The following is a 19,134-nucleotide window of genomic DNA, read 5'->3' on the forward strand; positions in this document are numbered from 1 at the left end:
GATCAGTTTACCGGCACCATGGCGAGCTGGCGAGACTGCACCACCAGGGCGCCCTCGGAGTCGATGACCGTGTGCTCCGAGTCAAACCAGTGCTGGCCGATCTGGTTGGTGCTGCACAACACTCGCAGCCAGCCGTCCGCAGGCAGCGTCCGGAGATACGTGGTCAGCTGCACGGTGGGCGCCCAGCCGAAGCGCCCCAGCGGGAATGTCACCGGCACCGAGATGTCGCCGCAGACCAACGCGAACAGCCCGTCTGGCGCCATATCGCGCGGCCGTGCCCACAGCACGATCTCAGGCTTGCCGCGCTCGCTCAGGTCGCTCATCGACCGCAGCGAGGGACGAACGTCGATTCCGCCGAACAGGTGGAAGATCTCCCCCATCGGGTGGCCCTCGGCGATCGGGGCCACCCCGGGCGGCGGCTCAGCAGGCAGCTGGGTCAGGGCGGGCGGCAGGGCCGTCAGTAGCGGGCCCACATGCAGCTCGGGTGTGCCCAGCGTGACTACGGCGTGCACTGCGGTGCGATCGCCCTGGATGAGCTCCGCGTCGACGAGTGAAATCTGCTTGCCCCGCTTGCGGACGGACGTACGCACCTGCATGTCCCCGGGCGAAGGGGCGAACAAGTAGCTCGCGCTGACGGCGATGGGCTCACTCTCGCCCACGGATGAGTCCCCCGAAAGCGGGAGGTCCCCCCGGCCTGCGCGAAGACCTTCAGCCAGCATCTCGCGCGCTGCCCCAGCCAGTAGCGCGAGCATGACACCGCCATGCAGCTTGGGTCCGATGGTCCAGGTGTCGTCGAGGTGCGCGTCAAACAGTCCGTCGCCCACGGGCGTGAGAGACATTGCTTGCGCGAAAGGAGCATTAGCCACGCCACCTATCGCACCAGATGGGTTCTGGCGAACTCCAGCGACTCCCTCAGAATCGTCTCGCGCTGGTCCTCGGTGCGCGCCGTCGAGGTGTGGACCTCCAGCACCACCTGCCCGGTGAAGTCGCCGGCCGCCAGCTCCCGGCATACCTGCGCAACGGGCTGAGTTCCCTTGCCCGGCACCAGATGTTCGTCGACAGAAGCACCCGTGCCATCGGTGAGATGCAAGTGTGTCAACCCCGATCCCATCCGGCGCATCATCTCCACCGCATCGGTTCCGGCGGTGGCGGTATGCGACAGGTCAAGGGTGTAGTGCGCATGGTTGGCGTCAGTGGGATCGAACGACGGCGCGAAGGCGGAGACTCCGATTCCGGGCCTGCCGCCGCGGCGCTTCATACGTTCCACCGATGTCTGCCCGGCGCCGAACAGACGGTCGGCCCGCAGCGGGAACATGTTCTCCACCGCTACGTGGACGTCACTCGAATCCTCCAGCGAGGCAACCTGTTCGGCAAAGCCCTCGGCGTATCGGCGCTGCCACCGAAATGGCGGGTGTACGACGACAGTCTGCGCGCCCAATTTTTCGGCGGCCCGGACGCTGCGTTCCAGCTTCGGAATCGGATTGGCGCCCCAGACGCGCTGTGACACCAGTAGGCATGGCGCGTGCACGGACAGCACCGGCATGTCGTACTTGCGGGAGAGTTTCGCGACGGCGCTGACGTCCTGACTCACCGCCTCGGCCCACACCATGAGCTCGACACCGTCGTACCCGAGCCGAGCCGCATATTCGAAGGCCGCTTCGGTTTTAAGTGGATATACCGAGGCCGTCGACAGACCAACCTTGATCGCAGGGCGCACGGTTGGGTAACGCTACCTAATCAACTGACTGCAGCATGAGGACAAGCGGGCCGAACGCGATCAGCGCTCCCACCACGATCGCGATCAGAATGCTGGCCAGGTCCACTGTCTTGCGAATCACCCACAGCGAGGCGACCAGAATTGCGATGAACAACACACCCAGAAGCAACGCGAAGCCCTGGTTCCAGCTCCACAATTCCCGGAATACGAAGAAGAGGCCCGCGCCTGCGGCCGCGGCCAAGAGGTACTGCGCGGCGATCCAGCTGCCCTGCAGGTAGGTCTTGATCTTCTCCCGGCGGCCGGCCTTTGCCTCGGCATCGGGCCTATCGGCGTCGGCTTCGACATCGGCAAACTGGCTGGCCTCAGGTTCGGCCGAGCTACGGTGCGCGCCGATGAGCTCTTGAAGCTCGTGCTCCAGCTGGTAGTCGTCTTCTTCGCCTTCGAACTCGTCATCCTCGACGTCCTGCTCGGCATCGTGTGAGGTCCACTCGACGGCAGGGACGTGATCGTGCTCGTCGTGATCCGCGTGGCCCGGGGCCTCGAGGTGTTCGTCTTCGTGAGTTTCCGGTTCCGACTCGGGTTCCGGCTGTGCGACGGCCTCCGGCTCCGGCTCTGGTTCGGGCTCGGGATCCGCTTCGACGGGCTCAGGGCGAAACACCGGCGGGACCGGAACCGCGGGAGCAGGCGGCGTCGCGGATGGCGCGGGCGCGGCCGCCGCAGGCTTCGGCCCGGTCTCGGGCTCCGACTCGGACGTGGTCGGTTCCTTGGTGACCGGGGAAATGACACCGGTGGCGTCGTTGAAGTCGATCGACTTGCGCGGTTCTCCCGGCCGGGCGACGGGCGTGGGGGTCGGCGGGAAGATGCTGCGAAGCGGCGACGCCATCGAGGAAGGCTGAGCTGGCGTCGACGACGTGCTGGTACCGCGACGTGCGGCCTCGTCGGCCATGCTGTCGCCGCCGAACAACGCATCCTCATTGGAACGCAGGTAGGAACGCGCTCCCGTTTCGGGTGTCTTGGGTGTCTCGGGCGTCGTCGACGTTTCCGGAGTGGGCGAGGGCGCCGGGTTGGGGCGCGCTCGTCCGCCCTTCTTGTCACGGATGACGGGGATCTCGCCGGTCAACTCGGCCACCGGAATCGCGTCGGCGTTGCCGCGCATCCTGCGGCGGTGACCACTGATCTTGCCTTCGGCGGCACCATTGCGCGCCAGCAGCTCGGCAACCGATACCGGCCGCTGCGTGTCGTCTGACTCGGTCATGTCCTCTCCTACCGTCCGAGGACGGGTTCAGTCAACGAGTGCGGTGCCATCTGCTTCGCTATCCAGCTTGCGCAGAATTAGCCCTTCACGCAGAGCCCACGGACAGATGTCGACCGCCTCTAGCGACAGAGCACGCATGCTGGCCTCCGCAACGAGTGCTCCGGCGACGATCTGAGGCGCCCTGTCGACACTGACTCCCTCCAACTCCGCACGGTCTGCGGTCGTCATTCGCGAGATGAACGCGATCAACTGACGCAGTCCGCTTGCTGTAAGTGTCCTCTTAACGCCTGGTCCTGCGCCGGAAGGCGCAGCACCGGTGAGTCGCGCAAGCGACCGGAACGTTTTCGAGGACGCTACGGCCAGGTCGGGCACTCCTGCCGCCGCCACCTGTTTGGCAGCGTCCACCAGTTCCGATTCCAGCCAGTCACGCAGCATAGCGACGCGGCGACGTCCCGGCGGATCTTCGGCCAACCACTCCCGGGTCAATCGTCCCGCACCCAGCGGCAGGGACAACGCGATGTCGGGTTCTTCGTCGACGCCGCAGGACAGCTCCAGCGAGCCACCTCCGATGTCGAGGTTGATGATGCGGCCCGCGCTCCAGCCGTACCAACGGCGAACCGCCAGGAAGGTCAGCCGTGACTCGTTGACGCCGGAAAGAACGGCGAGATCCACGCCGGTTTCCTTCTTGACGCGTGTCAGCACCTCATCGGAGTTCGTAGCGTCCCGCACCGCCGAGGTGGCGAACGCCATGATCTCCGCGCAGCCGGAGCTACGGGCAATCTTGGAGAACTCCTGAATGGTGTGCACCAAGCTGTCGGCACCCTTGCGCGTGAGCTTGCCGGATTCATCGATGGCCTCTGCCAGGCGCAGTGCCGCTTTGGTGGAACTCATGGGTGTGGGGTGTCCACCCCGCCGGGCATCGACCACCAACAGGTGCACCGTGTTGCTGCCGACATCCAGCACGCCTAATCGCACGCAGCACACGTTAGTGGGTCTACCGTTTACATCTGTGACGACGCTGCCAAAACAGCCACATCGGCGTGACTCCTCCCTCGACGGGAAAGAGGTGGAGCTCGACTTCGCCCGCGAGTGGGTGGAGTTCTACGATCCGGAGAATCCTGAGCATCTGATCAAGGCCGACATGACCTGGCTGCTGTCACATTGGACCTGCGTGTTCGGCACCCCCGCGTGCCAGGGCACGGTTGCTGGACGACCCGACGACGGTTGCTGCTCTCACGGCGCCTTCTTGTCCGACGCCGACGATCGCGCGAAGCTGGATGACTCGGTGAAGCAGCTCACCGCCGCGGACTGGCAATTCCTGGAGAAGGGCCTGGGGCGGAAGGGCTATCTGGAGAAAGATGAGCTCGACGGGGAAAAACAATGGCGCACACGCAAGTACAAGGGTGCCTGCATCTTCCTGAACCGTCCCGGTTTCGACGGCGGCATCGGCTGCGCCCTGCATTCCAAGGCCATCAAGCTGGGTGTGGAGCCACTCACGATGAAGCCCGAGGTGTGCTGGCAGCTGCCGATCCGGCGGACGCAGGCCTGGGTGGACCGTCCGGACGGTTCGCAGATCCTCAAGACGACGATTACCGAGTACGACCGTCGCGGCTGGGGCGAGGGCGGCGCCGACCTGCACTGGTATTGCACGGGAGACCCGGCCGCGCACGTCGGCAAGAAGCAGGTGTGGCAGTCGTACGGCCCCGAGCTGACGGAGCTTCTCGGTGAGAAGGCCTACGCGGAGCTGGCCGCGATGTGCAAGCGCCGCAGGGGGCTCGGACTGGTCGCGGTGCATCCGGCGACGGTCGCCGCGGCACCCCACTAGCGGTTAAAAACCCGCGAAGAGGTCAGTCTCCGGCGCAGTGGTTGCCACGCGGGTGTGCGCGAGTTCGAACTTCTCCGTCGGCCATAGCTGTTGTCGCCAGGTCCACGGCACCAGGAAAAAGGGGCCGTCGGGATCGATTTGCGACGCGTGCGCCCGCAATGCCTTGTCCCGTATGGAGAAGTAGTCGCCGCAGGAGACATCGGTGGTCACCCGACGCCCTCGCAGCCGACGTGTCAGCGGGCTCACCCGCCGCACCCAGGCGGGGACCGCGACATCGCCGGCTCGCGGATCCGCCGGCCCTGCGCTAGTTCTCCGGCGTGGAATACGGCTGACGATCCGCTCCACCCGTCCCGCGAGCTTCACCATTCGCGGTGTCACCCTGACGATTTCGTGAAAATAGTAGAGCTTGCCCACCTCTTCGCACGCCTCATACGCGGCGACGGCCAGCTGGTGGCAGCGAAGGTGATCGGGGTGCGGGTAGCCCCCGCATTCGTTGTAGGTGACCATCACGTGCGGCCGGAAATACCTGATCACTTCGACGAGGCGGGCGAGCGATTCGGCGAGCGGCACGCGGGCGAACCCGTCCCCGGGCAACAGGGCCGGGTCGAGTTGCAGGCCGGAGTCCATAAAGCCCAGCCAGTGATGTTCAACGCCGAGAATTTTCGCCGCGAGCGCCATTTCTTCACAGCGCACATCGGACAGATTCTCGCGGATACCCGGCAGGTTCATCGCCGGGTTGAGAATGTCTCCACGTTCTCCGCCGGTGGCCGTGACAACAAGAACCTCGTGTCCCTCGGCCGCATACTTGGCCAGGGTCGCCGCGCCGCGGCTCGACTCGTCGTCGGGGTGGGCGTGCACCGCCATCAACCGCATATTGCCAGTGGAACACAACGCACCGACCGTACAACCCCCGGCGGGAGTCAGCCGGTGCGCTGCGGGCCGCGCACCGGCAGCTCGCGCGCGAGGCCACCCAGCCCGAACCAGAAGACGGGCTTCAGGATCGCGGCGACCGGGCGGATCAGATACTGCGATCCCGGGATGCTTGTCAGATATCGCGGCGCGCAGGCCAGTGTCCAGTCGACGGTGGCCTTACCGGGATCAGACTCCGGAACGACCCGGTACTCCTCGCACCACGACCCGAATACCGGCAGGGTGGCGTCCAGCGCCGTATACCGCATGACGCGGGGGGCATCGAAATGAATGATCTGCTCGTGCTGGGCGAACACCATCCAGGAGTGGATGTACATCTGAAAGTCCCGCACGGTGCCAGCGGTCGGCGTGATGTCCTGCGGATACCGGCAGCCCCATACCGAGGGCAGCCACGACCACATTCGGTCACCCGACACCACCCGCCATACCTCCTCGGGCGGCGCATCGAACGTACGGCGAACTCGAGTCACGAACGGCGCGGTAGCGAAGAAATCCTCGACCCCGTCCACCGAGATGGGGACTGCATCAAATCGCATGTTCAATCTCCTTCGCCGGGCTGTTTATTGTCCTGAAATCATATGCACCCGAAGGGAATTGGACACTACGCCGATAGGACTGCAACACCGTCCAGGGGCGCACGTAGGGCGTATCACCCTGCGAATTGATGAAGTAGCTGTTCGACCCGGAGCAGTTCACCGTGAAATAGCGATTCAGGTTTGCGCCGCTGCGGGCAATACTCGTCTGGAAGTCGTCCAGCGCCTCCTGTGTGACCTCGACCCAGGTGGCCCGTTTGGCGCGGGCAAGTTTGATGACGGTCTCGATGTGACGCATCGAGTTCTCCAGGATGTAGTGGAAGCTGGTGCCGGTCCACGAATACGGACCGACGAGCATGAACCTGTTGGGAAGGCCCGGGACCGAGGTGCTCTGGTAAGCCTGCAGCCCGTTGTCGCGGTAAAACTCTGCCAGGTCAAATCCCTTGGTGCCCAGCACGGTTCCCACCCGATAGGTTTCCGGGTCGGAGAACATCTCGTACCCGGTGGCCAGCACCAGAATATCGACAGGGCGTTCGACACCGGCCTTGTCCACGATCCCCGTCGGAGTGATCCGCTCAATACCGTTCGACACCAGCGTCACGTTCGGCCGATTAAAGGTCGGCAGGTAGTCCGCACCCAGCGTGCCGCGCGTACAGCCTGCCCCGAATCGCGGCCGCAGCTTCTCCCGCACCTCCGGGTCAGCCACCTTGTACCGGAGCCAGCCCAGATACGCCCACAGCGCCACCCTGTCGAAGACCGCCGCACCTGCCCGGAACAACGGCTTGGGCGTGTAAATCAGGACACGCAAGCCAAGTTCGATGCCCGCCAAAGCAATACCATTGACCGCGTTGGCGAATCTGCGTCCCGCCAGTAGCCGCTGCAGCGTCCGCGGCATCCGGAAATCCGGCTTCGGGAAGTACCACTGCGGCGTCCGCTGGTATACGTCGAGGTGTTCCACCTCACCGGCAATGGCCGGAGCGATCTGCACAGTAGAACTTCCCACGCCGATGATTCCGACGCGCTTGCCACGCATGTCCACATCGTGTTGCCACCGAGACGGCACCTGGATCGGGCCGGTGAAAGTCTCCAGCCCCGGGATATCCGGAGCTGTCCGCGGGTTGATGTAGGCACCGATTGCGCTGATCAGGAAGCGCGACGAGATGACCTCACCATGTGCGGTATGCACCTGCCAAAGATGGTTGCCTTCATCGAACACCTCACGCTCGACACGTGTTCCGAACCTCGCGTACGCACGCAGGCCGTGCCCGTCAACCAAATCCAGTGCGTACTGCTGTATTTCGGCACCGGTGGCAAAGAATCGTTGCCAATCGCCTTTGGGCGCGAAGGTGAACTGGTAGGCGACAGTCGGGATGTCGGCACCGACCCCGGGGTAGGTGTTGCGCAACCACGTGCCACCGAAGTCCTCATCCCGATCGATGATGACGAAGTTCTCGATGCCGATCTCAAGCAGCTTGATGGCCGCACAGATGCCGCCCAGCCCGGCACCGATGATCGCGACCTCGTAATCGGGTTCGTCATACAGACCCATGGCGGGTTCCATGGTTCGTTTCACGGCATATTCCTTCCCATTGCCTGCGGCATTTCCGGGCGAGCCGTCGCGCAGGACATGTCCGCCACACACGAGACATCCCACCCGACCCCGCCTAGGTATTTAATAGACTGACATGGCATTCGCTAAATGACAAGAGCGGCCCGCCTCCGCACGCTGGGCAAACTCGCACATCGAGGGGCTATGCGTGACATTAAGTATCCCGTACTATCCGTTTCACTAATCTGAATCCACCGATGTGCACTGGAGGGGACCGTGGGCAACCTGCCGGATCCGAAGCTCGCCGAAACGTTCGTGGATCCCACCCGGACCGCCCACCCGCCGGTACGCAAGCACGGCTATCTCGACGTCCTCGGCCCCGAAAGCGACGAGCCGGTTTCCCTCGCCAACCGGCTCATGCAGAGTCGACTGTTGGCGGCGATCTACGAGCGCGCCTGGCGGCCGATGTTCACCCGCGGGTTCAGCTATGGCGGCAGAAGCACCCTCAAGGCCCACACCGCACTGATGGGCGAGATCTCCGGTCGTGGAGATCTCAAGATCCTTGATGTCGCATGCGGTCCCGGCCTCTACACCCGTGAGCTCGCCGCCCAGCTCGGACACGACGGTGTGTGTATCGGTCTGGACCTGTCCGGCCCCATGCTGCGGCGGGCTGTGCGCGACAACTCGGCCGAACATGTCGATTACATACGCGGCAGTGCACACGCACTGCCCTTCGCCGACGCAACATTCGACACCGTGGTGTGCCTCGCTGCGCTGTACCTCATCCCCGACCCCGAACAGGCCGTGCGCGAACTGTGTCGAGTGGCCGGATCGAGCGGACAGATCGTGATCTTCACGTCCCTGCGGACCCCGGCCGCATCGTTACCGGGTGTCACCCAGGCAATGCGTATCGGCGGCTTCCGAGCGTTCGGGCGCGCAGAAGTGACCGGCTGGCTGCGCACCCAGGGGTGGACCGATATCGACCAAACACTCACCGGACAAGGACAATTCATCCGTGCCCGCCGCGAGGCCGCCCTCCGGATCGCGACCTAGCGGCGGACCGGTCCGCTATTTCTTGCTGGGCACCAGCTTGATGAGGTCGGTCATACCCGCCTTGGATGCGAAGTAGCGCGTCAGTCCCGGCGCCAAACGGTTGTTGAGGTACTGCAACCGCGCCTCGGGCGTCACGGGCACAACCTGCTTGTTCTTGCGCACGGCGGCGACGATCTGGCGCGCCACCTTGTCGGGGCCGTAGCGGCGCATGGCATAGGCCTTGTCGCCGGCCTGTTGCATCCGCGCTTCTTCTGCGGCATCCACACCCGAAATCTTGGTATTGGCCACAATGTTGGTGTGCACCACGCCAGGGCAGATGGTGGTGACACCGATGTTGTGCGCCGCAAGGTCGGCGCGCAGGCAATCGGAGAACATGAACACCGCGGACTTGCTGGTCGAGTATGCGGTGAAGGCCTTCTGCGGGCTGTATGCAGCCATACTGGAGAGGTTGACGATATGACCACCGAGTCCGCGCTCGGCCATCTTCGCCCCAAACGCCCTGCTGCCGTTAACCACTCCGAACAGGTTAATCTCGATGACGCGGCGGAATTCTTCGGAAGGTGTGTCCAGGAATCCACCCGCGGCACCGACTCCGGCGTTGTTCACCAGGATGTCGGGCACGCCATGGAGCGCGACGACCTCCTCGGCATGCGCGTCGACGGCATCCTCGTCCGCGACATTGAGCCGGTACGCGTGCGCCACACCACCGGCCTGTTCGATAAGCGCGACAGTCTCATTGGCACCGCCGAGGTTCACATCGGAGAGCACCACCTCGGCGCCCTGCCGGGCGAACTCGAGGGCGGTCTCCCGGCCGATACCGCTACCCCCTCCGGTGATGACGACGAGCTGGTCCTCGAACGGCTTGCGGCTCTTGCCCATTTCTGCCCTCCGTAATGCACGGTCGGGCTCCTTGCCCGATACCGCGTCGATAAGTTCGGTAGCCGCGGCAGCGAGCACGTGTGGGTGTGAGAAGGGCAACCAGTGGCCACCATCGAGCACCCGCCGCCATGTCTGGTGGTTCCATTTGAGCTCGTCGTCGTAATTCGATTGGCGCACCGCGGGGTCGCGGGTACCGACGATGACCTGCACGGGCACACCGGTGTGCCGGTCCTGCGGATGCAGCATCGCCGGCAACGCGTTGGCGCGGTACACCCGCAATGTCCTGGTGATGTCGCTCATGAATGTCGGCCCGAGGTGAATCTGCTCGACGGGAGCACCCTCCGCAAGGGACAGCCCGGCACGCCAACGGTTTTCGTTCATGGTGAGCTTGAGTAGAACGTTCGGGATAACCGGAGTCATGGATCCGAACATGTATAGCAAGGAGCCGATCTGCCCAAGTGCGAGCGCCACATTCTTGGGCGTTGGATTGCTGAGCCGGGCCCGCACCCATCGGCTCATGTGATGCGCCGAGGGCCCGGACACCGAGGTGAATGAGGAGAATCGGTGTTCCAGGTCTGGAGCGCAAATCGCTTCCCACATCGCGACGCTGCCCCAGTCGTGGCCGAGGACGTGCACGGGCTTGTCCGGGCTCACCGCGTCGGCGACAGCGACGTAATCGCTGGCCATCTCGGCGAGCCGGAAGCCGCGGAAGCTCTTGGGGTTGGAGCTCTTTCCTGCGCCACGATTGTCAATCGCCACCAATCGGAAGCGGTCCCTGAGCAACGGCGCGACGCCGTCCCAGAGATGATGCGAATCCGGCCACCCGTGCACCAGCAGAATGGTTTCCCCGTCGGGGTTGCCTTGAACGAAGTACGCGACGTCGATATCGCCGTTGCGCACCACATGCTCGGTGACACCGTCGTTCGTCACTCCGTCTTCACGCTCTGTCGTGAGAGTCATCTCATATCTCCATTCTCAGATGTCCAGTACCAAGCGCCCGCCATCGGCACGAGATACGCATAAGAGCATCTGGCCTTCGGCACGCTGTGATTTGGTCAAGAGGGTGTCGCGGTGATCGGGGTTACCCGAGAGCACCATGACTTTGCAGGTGCCACAGAAGCCCTGCCGGCACGAGTGCTGCGTACCAGGTCTGGCCGCGAGAACCGCGTCCAGCGCACTGTTCTCGGGCCCCACATCCAGCACCGGGCCGCCCGTGCCCAGCTGCACCTGGAAAGGCACCCCATTCTCGATCGGCGGTGCCGAGAACCGCTCGAAATGCAACTCGATGCCTGGGTATTCGGCGACGGCGTCGCGAATCACCCTCAACATCGGCCCCGGTCCACAGCAGTACACCGCAAGATCGGGGTGCAACGACGGCAGTAGATCGGCCGATGTGGGCAACCCGTCCTCATCGTCGGTACGGATGGTGATCCGATCGCCATAGCGGGCCAGCTCATCGCGGAAGGGAATGGACTCCTTACTGCGCCCGCTGTACGTCATCGTCCATGGCAGCCCCAGGTCGGTAGCGACCGCCAGCATGGGCAGGATCGGCGTGATACCGATGCCCCCGGCCACGAAATGGAACTGGCGGGTGCCGGCGTTCAGATGTCCGGTGGTCGCCAGCGGGAAGGCGTTCCGTGGACCCTTGACCCCAAGCGTGTCACCGACACGCACCCCGTCGTGCAGTTCGATCGATCCCCCATTGCCACCGGGTATGCGTCGCACCGCGATCCGGTATCGATACCGGTCACGCGGGTCACCGCACAGCGAGTACTGGCGCACCGCCCCCGAAGGCAATGTGACGTCCAGATGTGCGCCGGGCCGCCACCTCGGCAGCTCGCCTCCGCCCACCGCAGCGAGTGTGAAGGCCACCACGTCCTGGTCGGCAGCTACCACGGAACGTTCTCGCACAACCAGATTCAGCGACCGGTCCACCCATCTGGGTTGACGCACGGGCCCCAGCAGGGGGCTCAGCCGTAGCACGGCAGGCAGTGTCTTGCCCAATGCCGCGACGGCGGTCGGCCCCACGATGTCAAGAACCTTCATGCCCCAGCCGAGAGGGTGGCGGCCCCTCGGGGCCGCCACCGGAACTGCCCGCGTCATGCCGCGGCCGCGGCTTTGGCGGCCGGAGACTTGGCCAGATAGGCAACCGCCTGCGCGGTGTCCCCGATGGATTCCGGACTGAACCCGGGCCGCAGGAAGCTCCTGAACCCCTCCCCCAGAACGCTCCATCTCAGGGTGGCACCGCGCTTCATCGCGCTGTTGGTCTCGCGGAGCCATTGCGCCAGGCTCACCTTCGGCAGGTCCGGGTCGGCACGTGCGAGCAGCCAGCTGAGGAAGACCAGACCCACGGGGATTGTCGCGCAGGAGCCGATGAAGTACGCCATCATGCGGGGGCGCCCAACCCCGAGGTGCCGAGCAAGATCCCAAGCGACGCTGCGGTGTTCGACTTCCTCCGCACCGTGCCAGCGGAACATGTCGGTGATCACGGGGTCGGCACCGTACTTCTCGAAGTCGTGGTTGAGCAGCCAGTCCCCCGCGGTGGCGGTCAGGTGCTCGATGCCCGCGATGATGGCGATGCCTTCGACCATCACCCGATACCGCACCTTGGGCGGGAGCCGGTCCGTCTGCTGCTTGAAGGTGGAGAGCACGCGGTCGGTCAGGTCGTGCAGCGGCTGCGCATCGATACCATGCTGGCCGAAGTACTCCAGCAGCGCTTTGTCGTGCGTATCGGAATGCAACTGCTCCTGGCCGATAAAGCCGATGACGGCCTCGCGCAGCTTCTCGTCCTTGATGTGCGGCAGCGCCCGGCCGAAGACGTCGACGAAGAACAACTCGCCGGCGGGCAGCATGAAGTTCAGCGCCGACAGCGCGTGCGAGGCCACCGGCTCATCCGGTATCCATTGCAGCGGTGAGTCCGAAAAGTCGAACGCGACGTTACGCGCGTGCAGGGCCACGTCTCCGATGTCTGCCGTGTCGTCCATCCTGTCTACCTCCGTGCTGCCGTGAGCTTTGGAGCCGCCTCGACGCCGCCTTGGCGCGGAAGCAGATTCAGATCATCCAGCTTGCCGAGCGCCCAGGCGCCCCACCGCTCTGCACGCTCGATCGAGAACGCCTGTGTGGTACGACGGTTGATTCCCGGAGCGACTCGGCCCAGCACATATCCGAGCCATGCCTCGGTGCGCACCGGCACCACCGCAAGGTCATACTTCACCGCGCGCACCACGGCGCGTGCCACCAAGTCCGGGCTCATCGGGGAGAACGGCAAGCCGGCCACAAACTCCTGCATCCGGAGCATGATTTCCTTGCCCCGATCGACCATCTCCGAGTCTACGCCCACGGTTATCCCGTTAAGCCCAATGTTGGTGTTGATGAAGCCGGGGCAAATAGCGCTGACGCCAACTCCTTTCGGGCCTAACTCCAGCCGCAAACATTCGGTCAGCATCTTCACGCCAGCCTTGGACACCGAGTACGGCGCCATCACCGGAGTCGGTGTGAAGGCCGCGGCCGAGGCGATGTTGACGATATGCCCGCTGCCTCGTTCGACCATCTGCTCGCCGAACACCCGGCACCCATGCACGACCCCCATGAGATTCACCGAGAGCAACCTGTCCCAGTCTGCCGGACCGAGTTTCAGAAACGGTCCACCCAACGCGATGCCCGCGTTGTTCACCAGGACATCGGCGACGCCATGATCGGCGAGCACGTCACGCGCGAAGGTTTCCCACTGGTGCGGATCGGTGACGTCCAACCGCACCGCCGACGCCGTCTTGCCGTCGGCGCGGATCATTGCCGTAGTGGCCAGCGCGGAATCAAGATCCATATCGGAAACGACCACGTGGGCACCGTGTTTGGCGAATCGAATGGCGGTAGCCCGCCCGATGCCGCTACCGGCCCCGGTCACCACCACCAGCTGCGGCTCGAGGTTGTTGAGTTTCATCGTGATCTCCCTACCGCACGCTCTCGAGAAGAACCGGGGCCTGACGCTCACCGTGTTTGGTCATCGCACGCCCGCCCAGACGCTCGAATCTGTCAACGCCGAAGGGGGCCATGAGGCGCCTGTTGACCGCCGGAAATGCCCGAGACAGGAAATACCCCAACCATGATTCGAGCTTCACCGGAACCACCACCAGATCCAGACGAATCGCGCGCGTGACTGCCCGCGCAACCAGATTGGGACTCATCGGTGTCCAGGGCAGCTTCTCCGTGATCTCGCGTATCCGCTGCATGCTCCGCTGGCTCGCATCGACGATTTCCTGGTCGATACCCACCATGGTGCCGTGGATACCAATGTTGGTATTGATGAATCCGGGGCATATCGCACTTACACCGACACCCTTGGGGCCCAATTCAAGCCGCAAGCACTCGGTGAGCATCTTCACTCCGGCCTTGGACACCGAGTACGGCGCCATCACGGCGGTTGGCGTGTACGCCGCTGCCGACGCGATGTTGACGATATGCCCGCCGCCGCGTGCGACCATCTGCTCACCGAATACCCGGCACCCGTGCACCACCCCCATCAGATTCACCGACAACTGTTTGTCCCAGTCGGCGGCGCTCAGCTTGAGGAACGGACCGCTGACCACAATCCCGGCATTGTTCACCAACACATCCGGAACGCCGTGTTCAATGGAAACGTAGCGAGCGACATCTGCCCAGTGGTCGGGGTCGATGACATCGAGCTGTACCGCCGATGCGTTGCGCCCCTGCGCCCGGATCAGGTCCACCGTTTCGTTGGCGGTGTCCAGATCAAGGTCGGTAACCACCACGTAGGCACCGCGTTTGGCGAATCGGATCGCGATCGCCCGGCCGATGCCGCTGCCTGCGCCGGTCACCACTACCAGCCGAGGCTCCAGTGAGTTGTTTCTCACGCACTCTCCCCGGCGATCGATGCCACGGCCTCGGGGACCACCGAACTCGTTGAGTAGCGATACACGTCGAGGTCGTAATGACGATTCTGCCAATACATCTCGCCGTGTGTCGTGGGCCGGAACGGCGAGTCACCGTTCTGATCCAGGTAGTAGGTATTTGAACCGGCGCACACATCGGTGAACAGGAAGTTCTTCTCCTGCCGCTTCAAGCACTTCCGGAAGTACTCGTCATGAACCTCCTGCCGGATCTCACAGACAGTGGCCCCACGACGCTTGGTCTCGGCGATGGCTCGGGCCAGATGTGCGGATGTCGCCTCGATCATCCACAGATAGGACCCCAGTACGAATCCGTACGGCCCGGTAATGGAGAACATGTTGGGGTAACCGGGTACCGAAACCCCTTGGTACGACTGGAAACGGTGCTTATCCCAGAACTCGCCGAGGTCCTGACCACCGCGCCCGAGCACCGGGAACGGTGGCACCGAACCCTTGTCCCACAGTGTGAAACCCGTGGCGCAGATCAGCACATCAACCTCGTGCTCGACACCGTCAACCGTGCGCACCCCGTAGGGTGTCACGCACTCGATCGATTCGGTGATCAGGCTGACGTCATCCCGGTTGAACGTTTTAAGGTATTCGTTCGACATCGACGGACGTTTGCAGCCCAATCCGTACTGGGGAATCAACTTCTCGCGAACCACCGGATCGTCGACCTGTTTACGCATCCACCGGCGCATCGGCGCCTCGCCGGCGCGGCGCGCCGCGTTGATCAGCCACGCCGGACCTGCCACCTGACCGCTCATGGCGAGCTCGATCCCCACCGTCGCAAGCGATCGGATCGTGGAGCGAATCTGCTTATTTCCCAGTACTGTCCGGCCAATCGGGCCGACTTCAAGGTCGAATTTTGGGCCAACCCAGATCGGCGTGCGCTGAAACACCGTGAGATGGAGCGTGTCGTCGACGATGGCGGGAACCAGCTGCAGTGAGGTTGCCCCGGTTCCGATCACCGCCACACGTTTACCCGCAAGCGCCACATCGTGATCCCACAGCGCAGTATGCAGGAGCGTGCCGGCGAAGTCGTCGACCCCCGGGATGTCGGGCATTTTCGGGCGTTCCAGGCCACCGACCGCCATCACGCAGTATCTGGCAGTAATCTCTCTGTTGCCATCAGTGATCAACCGCCACAGACTATTTCGCTCGTCGAACTCCGCACGAATGATGCTGGTCCCCAACCGAAGCTTCTCACGCAGTCCGTACTTGTCCACCATGAAATCGGCGTAATGCTGCAGCTCATCACCCGGCGCGAACAGACGCGACCAGTCGCCGCGCTGCTCGTAGGAAAAGCTGTACACCACCGACGGGATGTCGACCGCCACCCCGGGGTAGGTGTTCGCGTGCCAGGTACCACCCACCTGGTCCCATTTGTCGATGATGACGAAATCATGGATACCTTTGCGTTGCAGTGCAATACCGGTTCCGATCCCGCCGAAGCCAGCCCCGATCACCGCCACCTCGTGATCGGGTTGTTCCAACTCAGCCGTCGTTGAATGCCGTGCGGCAGTGCTCACGGTTCGCGTCTCCTTTGACGTGTCGCGGGCTATTTGAGGTGATCGACGAGAATGCCCTTGCTACCGAAAAGCTCGCGCTGCCAACGATCCAGCAGCTCCTCGGTATCGATGTCATCTGGATGGAAGCCCGGCCGCAGATACTTGCGGACATCGCCCACGATCCCCTTGAACAATGGTCCGCCGAAGAGCCCCCGCGCTTCGCGCAGCAGCCGAAGCGGCTGGCGCCGCGCAACCGGGTCCGACAACAGCGAGCCGGCGAGAACGCCGAGCGTCAGCGGAGGGACGATGGTCATCGCGACAAGCATCAGTCCGATCCGCATGGTCTCGGTACCGCCGACGGCGCGGTACACATCGAACGCCACCGACTTGTGCTCGAGTTCCTCCAGGGCGTGCCAGTTGAGCAGATGCCACACTTCCGGATCACCCGGAATGGCCTGCACTTCCTCGCTACCCAGCGTTCGCTCGGCAAGGATCGCGGTCATGTGCTCGGCCATTGCCGTGAACGCCAGATGCGCACGGGCCGGGAGCATGTTCTCGAACTTGATCAAGCGCTCGACCTGCTTCGGGGAATCCCACCACGCGATGGGGTAACCCAATTCGATCAGCTTCTCGTTGACCCGTCGATGCTCTTGTCCGTGCACGGACTCCTGCCCGATGAATCCCGCGACACGCTTCTTGAGCACCGGGTCGGTGATCTGCTCGGAGAACCTGCGCACCGAACGGATGAATCCCTCTTCGCCGGGCGGGAAGCCGCCGGACAGTCCGGCGACGAAATGGCTGTAGACGATGTCGTTTTCCACGAAGTACTTGTTCGCGTTGCCGTCGTCGCCGAAACGGAATCGGATCCGCCGCGTCTTGGGGTACGCCGCAACCGGACTTGCCATTTCACCACTCCCTTGTGACGGAAAGTTACTAGTACTTGAAGTACTACTTTCAGTACACCATAAGACGACGACGGCGCGAGGCGCAATACACCGCGGCAGGTGAAATGGATTGAAGAGATCACCGGGTGGCCCGCGAGCGACCTACGGCGACAACGACAGAGGGCGCCCCGCTCGGCGGGGCCACAAGCTAATCGACAGGTAAGACGATGGGGTCGTCCGGATGCAGCTCGACACCACGAGCCTTGGCGGACGCTGCCAGCCCGCCCCACACATAGACCACCAGCTCATCGACGAGCGTTTCCTTACTGATGACCGGTTCGTCGAACCAGCGCAGGACGGCGATACCAGTGGAAGCCAACATCGCGTCGATCACATACTCGATGTGATCGGCGTTGCCACCGCGCGAACTGAAAATCGAGCCCACCAGCTGGGCAATGGCATCGGACAGCGGCCGCCCGCTCTCGATGAGCGATGTCGCATTTGCGTACTGGACGCTCAGCAGAAAGCGCACCAGGTTGGGCTGCTCGTCGACGAGATCGACGTAACCGGCCATGCCCGATCGGAAAAGCTCAAGCAGGCTCAGAGACAAGTCGATGTTCGACACCACCCGCTCGACAACCAATTCTTGAACGCGCATGGCCACCGCGGTGAAGAGGGCTTCCTTGTCGGCGAAAAAGCGGTACAGCTTGGGCCGGGAAATACCCGCGGACTTGAGGACATCGTCGATCGAGAGATCCGGGCCGAGCTCGTCGATCGCATTCAGAGTGGCTTCGACCAGCTCCGCGCGAACTTTTGCACGATGCTCGCGCCACCGGTCGACGCGCGCATCACCGGTCAGCTCAGGAAGGCCGCGATCGGGATACACCTGCGTTGACACGTCCACATCGTAGACCGACTACCTGGGCCTCCGGTGCGCATAGCGCGACGTAGAAGAACCGAGAATCACCCGGGGCGCCCATCATGAGCGATCCCCACGAGACCTACAGCAAACAATGCTGTCATGCCGACGATATCGGCCACCTTAGAGAGAGGTATCGACCCCCACCGCCCCACCACGGCATATTTCTCCGGCCGGCCGTTCAGCTAATGAAATGGTTGTGATCGCGCCCGAATGATGTGACGGCAAGTTAGTGCATTTACCAACAGATTTGCCAGGAGTGGTTACTGTGTTCGCGTGGCCAGCACCAATGGAGGCCGGCGAGGGCCGGGCCGCCCGCCGAATCCGACGCGCGCACGCGAGCGTCAGCGCACCCTGACCGAGGCGGCCGCCCTGGAATTCGCCGAGAAGGGCTACCACAAGGCGAGCATCACCGACATCACCCAGCGGGCGGGCGTCGGGCGGGGCACGTTCTATCTGTACTTCGACACCAAGCGGGACGCGCTGGACGCGGTGATAGACAGTTACTTCCAGAGAACGCTCGCGGCGGTGAACGACACCAGCGACCTGTTCGGCAATGCGGGTGACTTTGACCAGCATCTGCGCACGGTATTCACTCGGCTATTCGACATGCTGGACAACAGTCCGGAGATCATGCAGGTCATCCTGCGCGAAGGCCTGCTCGACTCAGCAATGACCAAGCGGATGTTCGGCATCCTGAGCCTCATCGAGTCCATCAACGTCACCATCATCGAGCAGGCCCGTGCAGACGGTGCCATCACCTCGGCCGTCGACACCGAATTCCTGGCGCACGCGATCACCGGGTTGTCGATGGCCGCGACCCTGAAGGCCATCCGAGGCGAACTGGCGGGCGACGCTCGCGAGGCATACATCGGCTCATTCATCGAGCTCGTGCGGTCGGTGACGACCGCCCCTCCCACGCTCGCAAATTCTTGACAATTCCCGTCCCAAGATCGTGAACCTCCGCTAGCCTCTGCTCTAGCCAATAAACTGAACACTGAACCAGTGAATTGCTAGAAGGCCGGGTCGGGGGACCTCCGACAGCCTCGCCATGACAGCGCCCCGACCAGGACGCGTCACATATGTACCTGCGTGGGCACATGCTGCAACCTGATCGACGCGGTAACCCCGCGCTTGACACGGACCATGAGCTACACCACACTAAGCCACCG

The 19,134-nt window shown here is 63.6% G+C and carries 18 protein-coding genes; 3 read left to right on the forward strand and 15 right to left on the reverse strand.

Annotation, left to right across the window (positions count from 1 at the left end; translation table 11 throughout):
* Positions 1–2: 2 nt before the first annotated feature.
* Genes AC5Y5C_RS14080 through AC5Y5C_RS14095 form a run of 4 tightly spaced genes read right to left on the reverse strand, consistent with a single transcriptional unit; the run spans position 3 to position 3,947 of the window.
* Positions 3–866, reverse strand: a complete 864-nt coding sequence (locus tag AC5Y5C_RS14080) for a thioesterase family protein (RefSeq protein WP_499973010.1) — start codon at positions 864–866, stop codon at positions 3–5.
* Between the two features lie 5 nt (positions 867–871).
* Complete coding sequence (locus AC5Y5C_RS14085) at positions 872–1,717, reverse strand: sugar phosphate isomerase/epimerase family protein (protein ID WP_499973012.1); 846 nt, start codon at positions 1,715–1,717, stop codon at positions 872–874.
* A 16-nt stretch (positions 1,718–1,733) separates the two neighbouring features.
* On the reverse strand, positions 1,734–2,972 hold the full coding sequence (locus AC5Y5C_RS14090) for an Rv0497 family membrane protein (RefSeq protein WP_499973014.1): 1,239 nt from the start codon (positions 2,970–2,972) through the stop codon (positions 1,734–1,736).
* A 27-nt stretch (positions 2,973–2,999) separates the two neighbouring features.
* On the reverse strand, positions 3,000–3,947 hold the full coding sequence (locus tag AC5Y5C_RS14095; protein ID WP_499973015.1) for a Ppx/GppA family phosphatase: 948 nt from the start codon (positions 3,945–3,947) through the stop codon (positions 3,000–3,002).
* 34 nt (positions 3,948–3,981) lie between these two features.
* Between AC5Y5C_RS14095 and AC5Y5C_RS14100 the strand changes: the two genes are divergently transcribed.
* Positions 3,982–4,797 (forward strand): DUF3109 family protein, encoded by an 816-nt coding sequence (locus tag AC5Y5C_RS14100; RefSeq protein ID WP_499973016.1) that lies wholly within the window; start codon positions 3,982–3,984, stop codon positions 4,795–4,797.
* Positions 4,798–4,800: 3 nt separating this feature from the next.
* On the opposite strand, the gene mca is transcribed toward AC5Y5C_RS14100, so the two are convergent.
* Genes mca through AC5Y5C_RS14115 form a run of 3 tightly spaced genes read right to left on the reverse strand, consistent with a single transcriptional unit; the run spans position 4,801 to position 7,821 of the window.
* Positions 4,801–5,670, reverse strand: a complete 870-nt coding sequence (gene mca, locus AC5Y5C_RS14105; protein WP_499973255.1) for a mycothiol conjugate amidase Mca — start codon at positions 5,668–5,670, stop codon at positions 4,801–4,803.
* A 47-nt stretch (positions 5,671–5,717) separates the two neighbouring features.
* Entirely contained in the window at positions 5,718–6,263 is a 546-nt protein-coding gene (locus tag AC5Y5C_RS14110) for an SRPBCC family protein (protein WP_499973018.1), read from the reverse strand.
* Positions 6,253–7,821 (reverse strand): flavin-containing monooxygenase, encoded by a 1,569-nt coding sequence (locus tag AC5Y5C_RS14115; protein WP_499973257.1) that lies wholly within the window; start codon positions 7,819–7,821, stop codon positions 6,253–6,255. Before AC5Y5C_RS14115 ends, AC5Y5C_RS14110 begins: the two co-directional genes overlap by 11 nt.
* 264 nt (positions 7,822–8,085) lie before the next feature.
* Here AC5Y5C_RS14115 and AC5Y5C_RS14120 point away from each other — a divergent pair, with 264 nt between their 5' ends.
* Positions 8,086–8,862, forward strand: a complete 777-nt coding sequence (locus AC5Y5C_RS14120; protein WP_499973021.1) for a class I SAM-dependent methyltransferase — start codon at positions 8,086–8,088, stop codon at positions 8,860–8,862.
* Between the two features lie 15 nt (positions 8,863–8,877).
* On the opposite strand, the gene AC5Y5C_RS14125 is transcribed toward AC5Y5C_RS14120, so the two are convergent.
* From AC5Y5C_RS14125 to AC5Y5C_RS14160, 8 genes are all read right to left on the reverse strand, one after another.
* Positions 8,878–10,701 carry an SDR family oxidoreductase gene (locus AC5Y5C_RS14125; protein ID WP_499973025.1) on the reverse strand — a complete coding sequence of 608 codons (1,824 nt, stop codon included), beginning with the start codon at positions 10,699–10,701 and terminating at the stop codon, positions 8,878–8,880.
* A 15-nt stretch (positions 10,702–10,716) separates the two neighbouring features.
* Entirely contained in the window at positions 10,717–11,787 is a 1,071-nt protein-coding gene (locus AC5Y5C_RS14130; RefSeq protein ID WP_499973027.1) for a PDR/VanB family oxidoreductase, read from the reverse strand.
* A 53-nt stretch (positions 11,788–11,840) separates the two neighbouring features.
* The gene (locus AC5Y5C_RS14135) at positions 11,841–12,725 is read right to left on the reverse strand and encodes a metal-dependent hydrolase (protein ID WP_499973029.1); all 885 of its coding nucleotides are present in this window, start codon (positions 12,723–12,725) and stop codon (positions 11,841–11,843) included.
* 5 nt (positions 12,726–12,730) lie between these two features.
* Positions 12,731–13,681: an SDR family NAD(P)-dependent oxidoreductase gene (locus AC5Y5C_RS14140; protein WP_499973031.1), complete on the reverse strand. Its 951-nt coding sequence runs from the start codon at positions 13,679–13,681 to the stop codon at positions 12,731–12,733.
* A gap of 10 nt (positions 13,682–13,691) precedes the next feature.
* On the reverse strand, positions 13,692–14,612 hold the full coding sequence (locus tag AC5Y5C_RS14145; RefSeq protein WP_499973034.1) for an SDR family NAD(P)-dependent oxidoreductase: 921 nt from the start codon (positions 14,610–14,612) through the stop codon (positions 13,692–13,694).
* Positions 14,609–16,180: a flavin-containing monooxygenase gene (locus AC5Y5C_RS14150; RefSeq protein WP_499973036.1), complete on the reverse strand. Its 1,572-nt coding sequence runs from the start codon at positions 16,178–16,180 to the stop codon at positions 14,609–14,611. Before AC5Y5C_RS14150 ends, AC5Y5C_RS14145 begins: the two co-directional genes overlap by 4 nt.
* Before the next feature lie 29 nt (positions 16,181–16,209).
* Entirely contained in the window at positions 16,210–17,064 is an 855-nt protein-coding gene (locus AC5Y5C_RS14155) for a metal-dependent hydrolase (protein ID WP_499973038.1), read from the reverse strand.
* Between the two features lie 187 nt (positions 17,065–17,251).
* Positions 17,252–17,947, reverse strand: a complete 696-nt coding sequence (locus AC5Y5C_RS14160; RefSeq protein ID WP_499973040.1) for a TetR/AcrR family transcriptional regulator — start codon at positions 17,945–17,947, stop codon at positions 17,252–17,254.
* A gap of 291 nt (positions 17,948–18,238) precedes the next feature.
* Here AC5Y5C_RS14160 and AC5Y5C_RS14165 point away from each other — a divergent pair, with 291 nt between their 5' ends.
* Entirely contained in the window at positions 18,239–18,898 is a 660-nt protein-coding gene (locus AC5Y5C_RS14165) for a TetR/AcrR family transcriptional regulator (RefSeq protein WP_499973041.1), read from the forward strand.
* Positions 18,899–19,134: the final 236 nt, after the last annotated feature.

It is taken from the genome of Mycobacterium sp. NGS15, assembly GCF_059813245.1.

Bases quoted from the DNA above. Each gene is read 5' to 3' on its own strand.
- AC5Y5C_RS14090 (WP_499973014.1), bottom strand. From the start codon at position 2,972: ATGACCGAGTCAGACGACACGCAGCGGCCGGTATCGGTTGCCGAGCTG.
- mca (WP_499973255.1), bottom strand. From the start codon at position 5,670: ATGCGGTTGATGGCGGTGCACGCCCACCCCGACGACGAGTCGAGCCGC.
- AC5Y5C_RS14110 (WP_499973018.1), bottom strand. From the start codon at position 6,263: ATGCGATTTGATGCAGTCCCCATCTCGGTGGACGGGGTCGAGGATTTC.
- AC5Y5C_RS14115 (WP_499973257.1), bottom strand. From the start codon at position 7,821: ATGGAACCCGCCATGGGTCTGTATGACGAACCCGATTACGAGGTCGCG.
- AC5Y5C_RS14125 (WP_499973025.1), bottom strand. From the start codon at position 10,701: ATGACTCTCACGACAGAGCGTGAAGACGGAGTGACGAACGACGGTGTC.
- AC5Y5C_RS14130 (WP_499973027.1), bottom strand. From the start codon at position 11,787: ATGAAGGTTCTTGACATCGTGGGGCCGACCGCCGTCGCGGCATTGGGC.
- AC5Y5C_RS14135 (WP_499973029.1), bottom strand. From the start codon at position 12,725: ATGGACGACACGGCAGACATCGGAGACGTGGCCCTGCACGCGCGTAAC.
- AC5Y5C_RS14140 (WP_499973031.1), bottom strand. From the start codon at position 13,681: ATGAAACTCAACAACCTCGAGCCGCAGCTGGTGGTGGTGACCGGGGCC.
- AC5Y5C_RS14155 (WP_499973038.1), bottom strand. From the start codon at position 17,064: ATGGCAAGTCCGGTTGCGGCGTACCCCAAGACGCGGCGGATCCGATTC.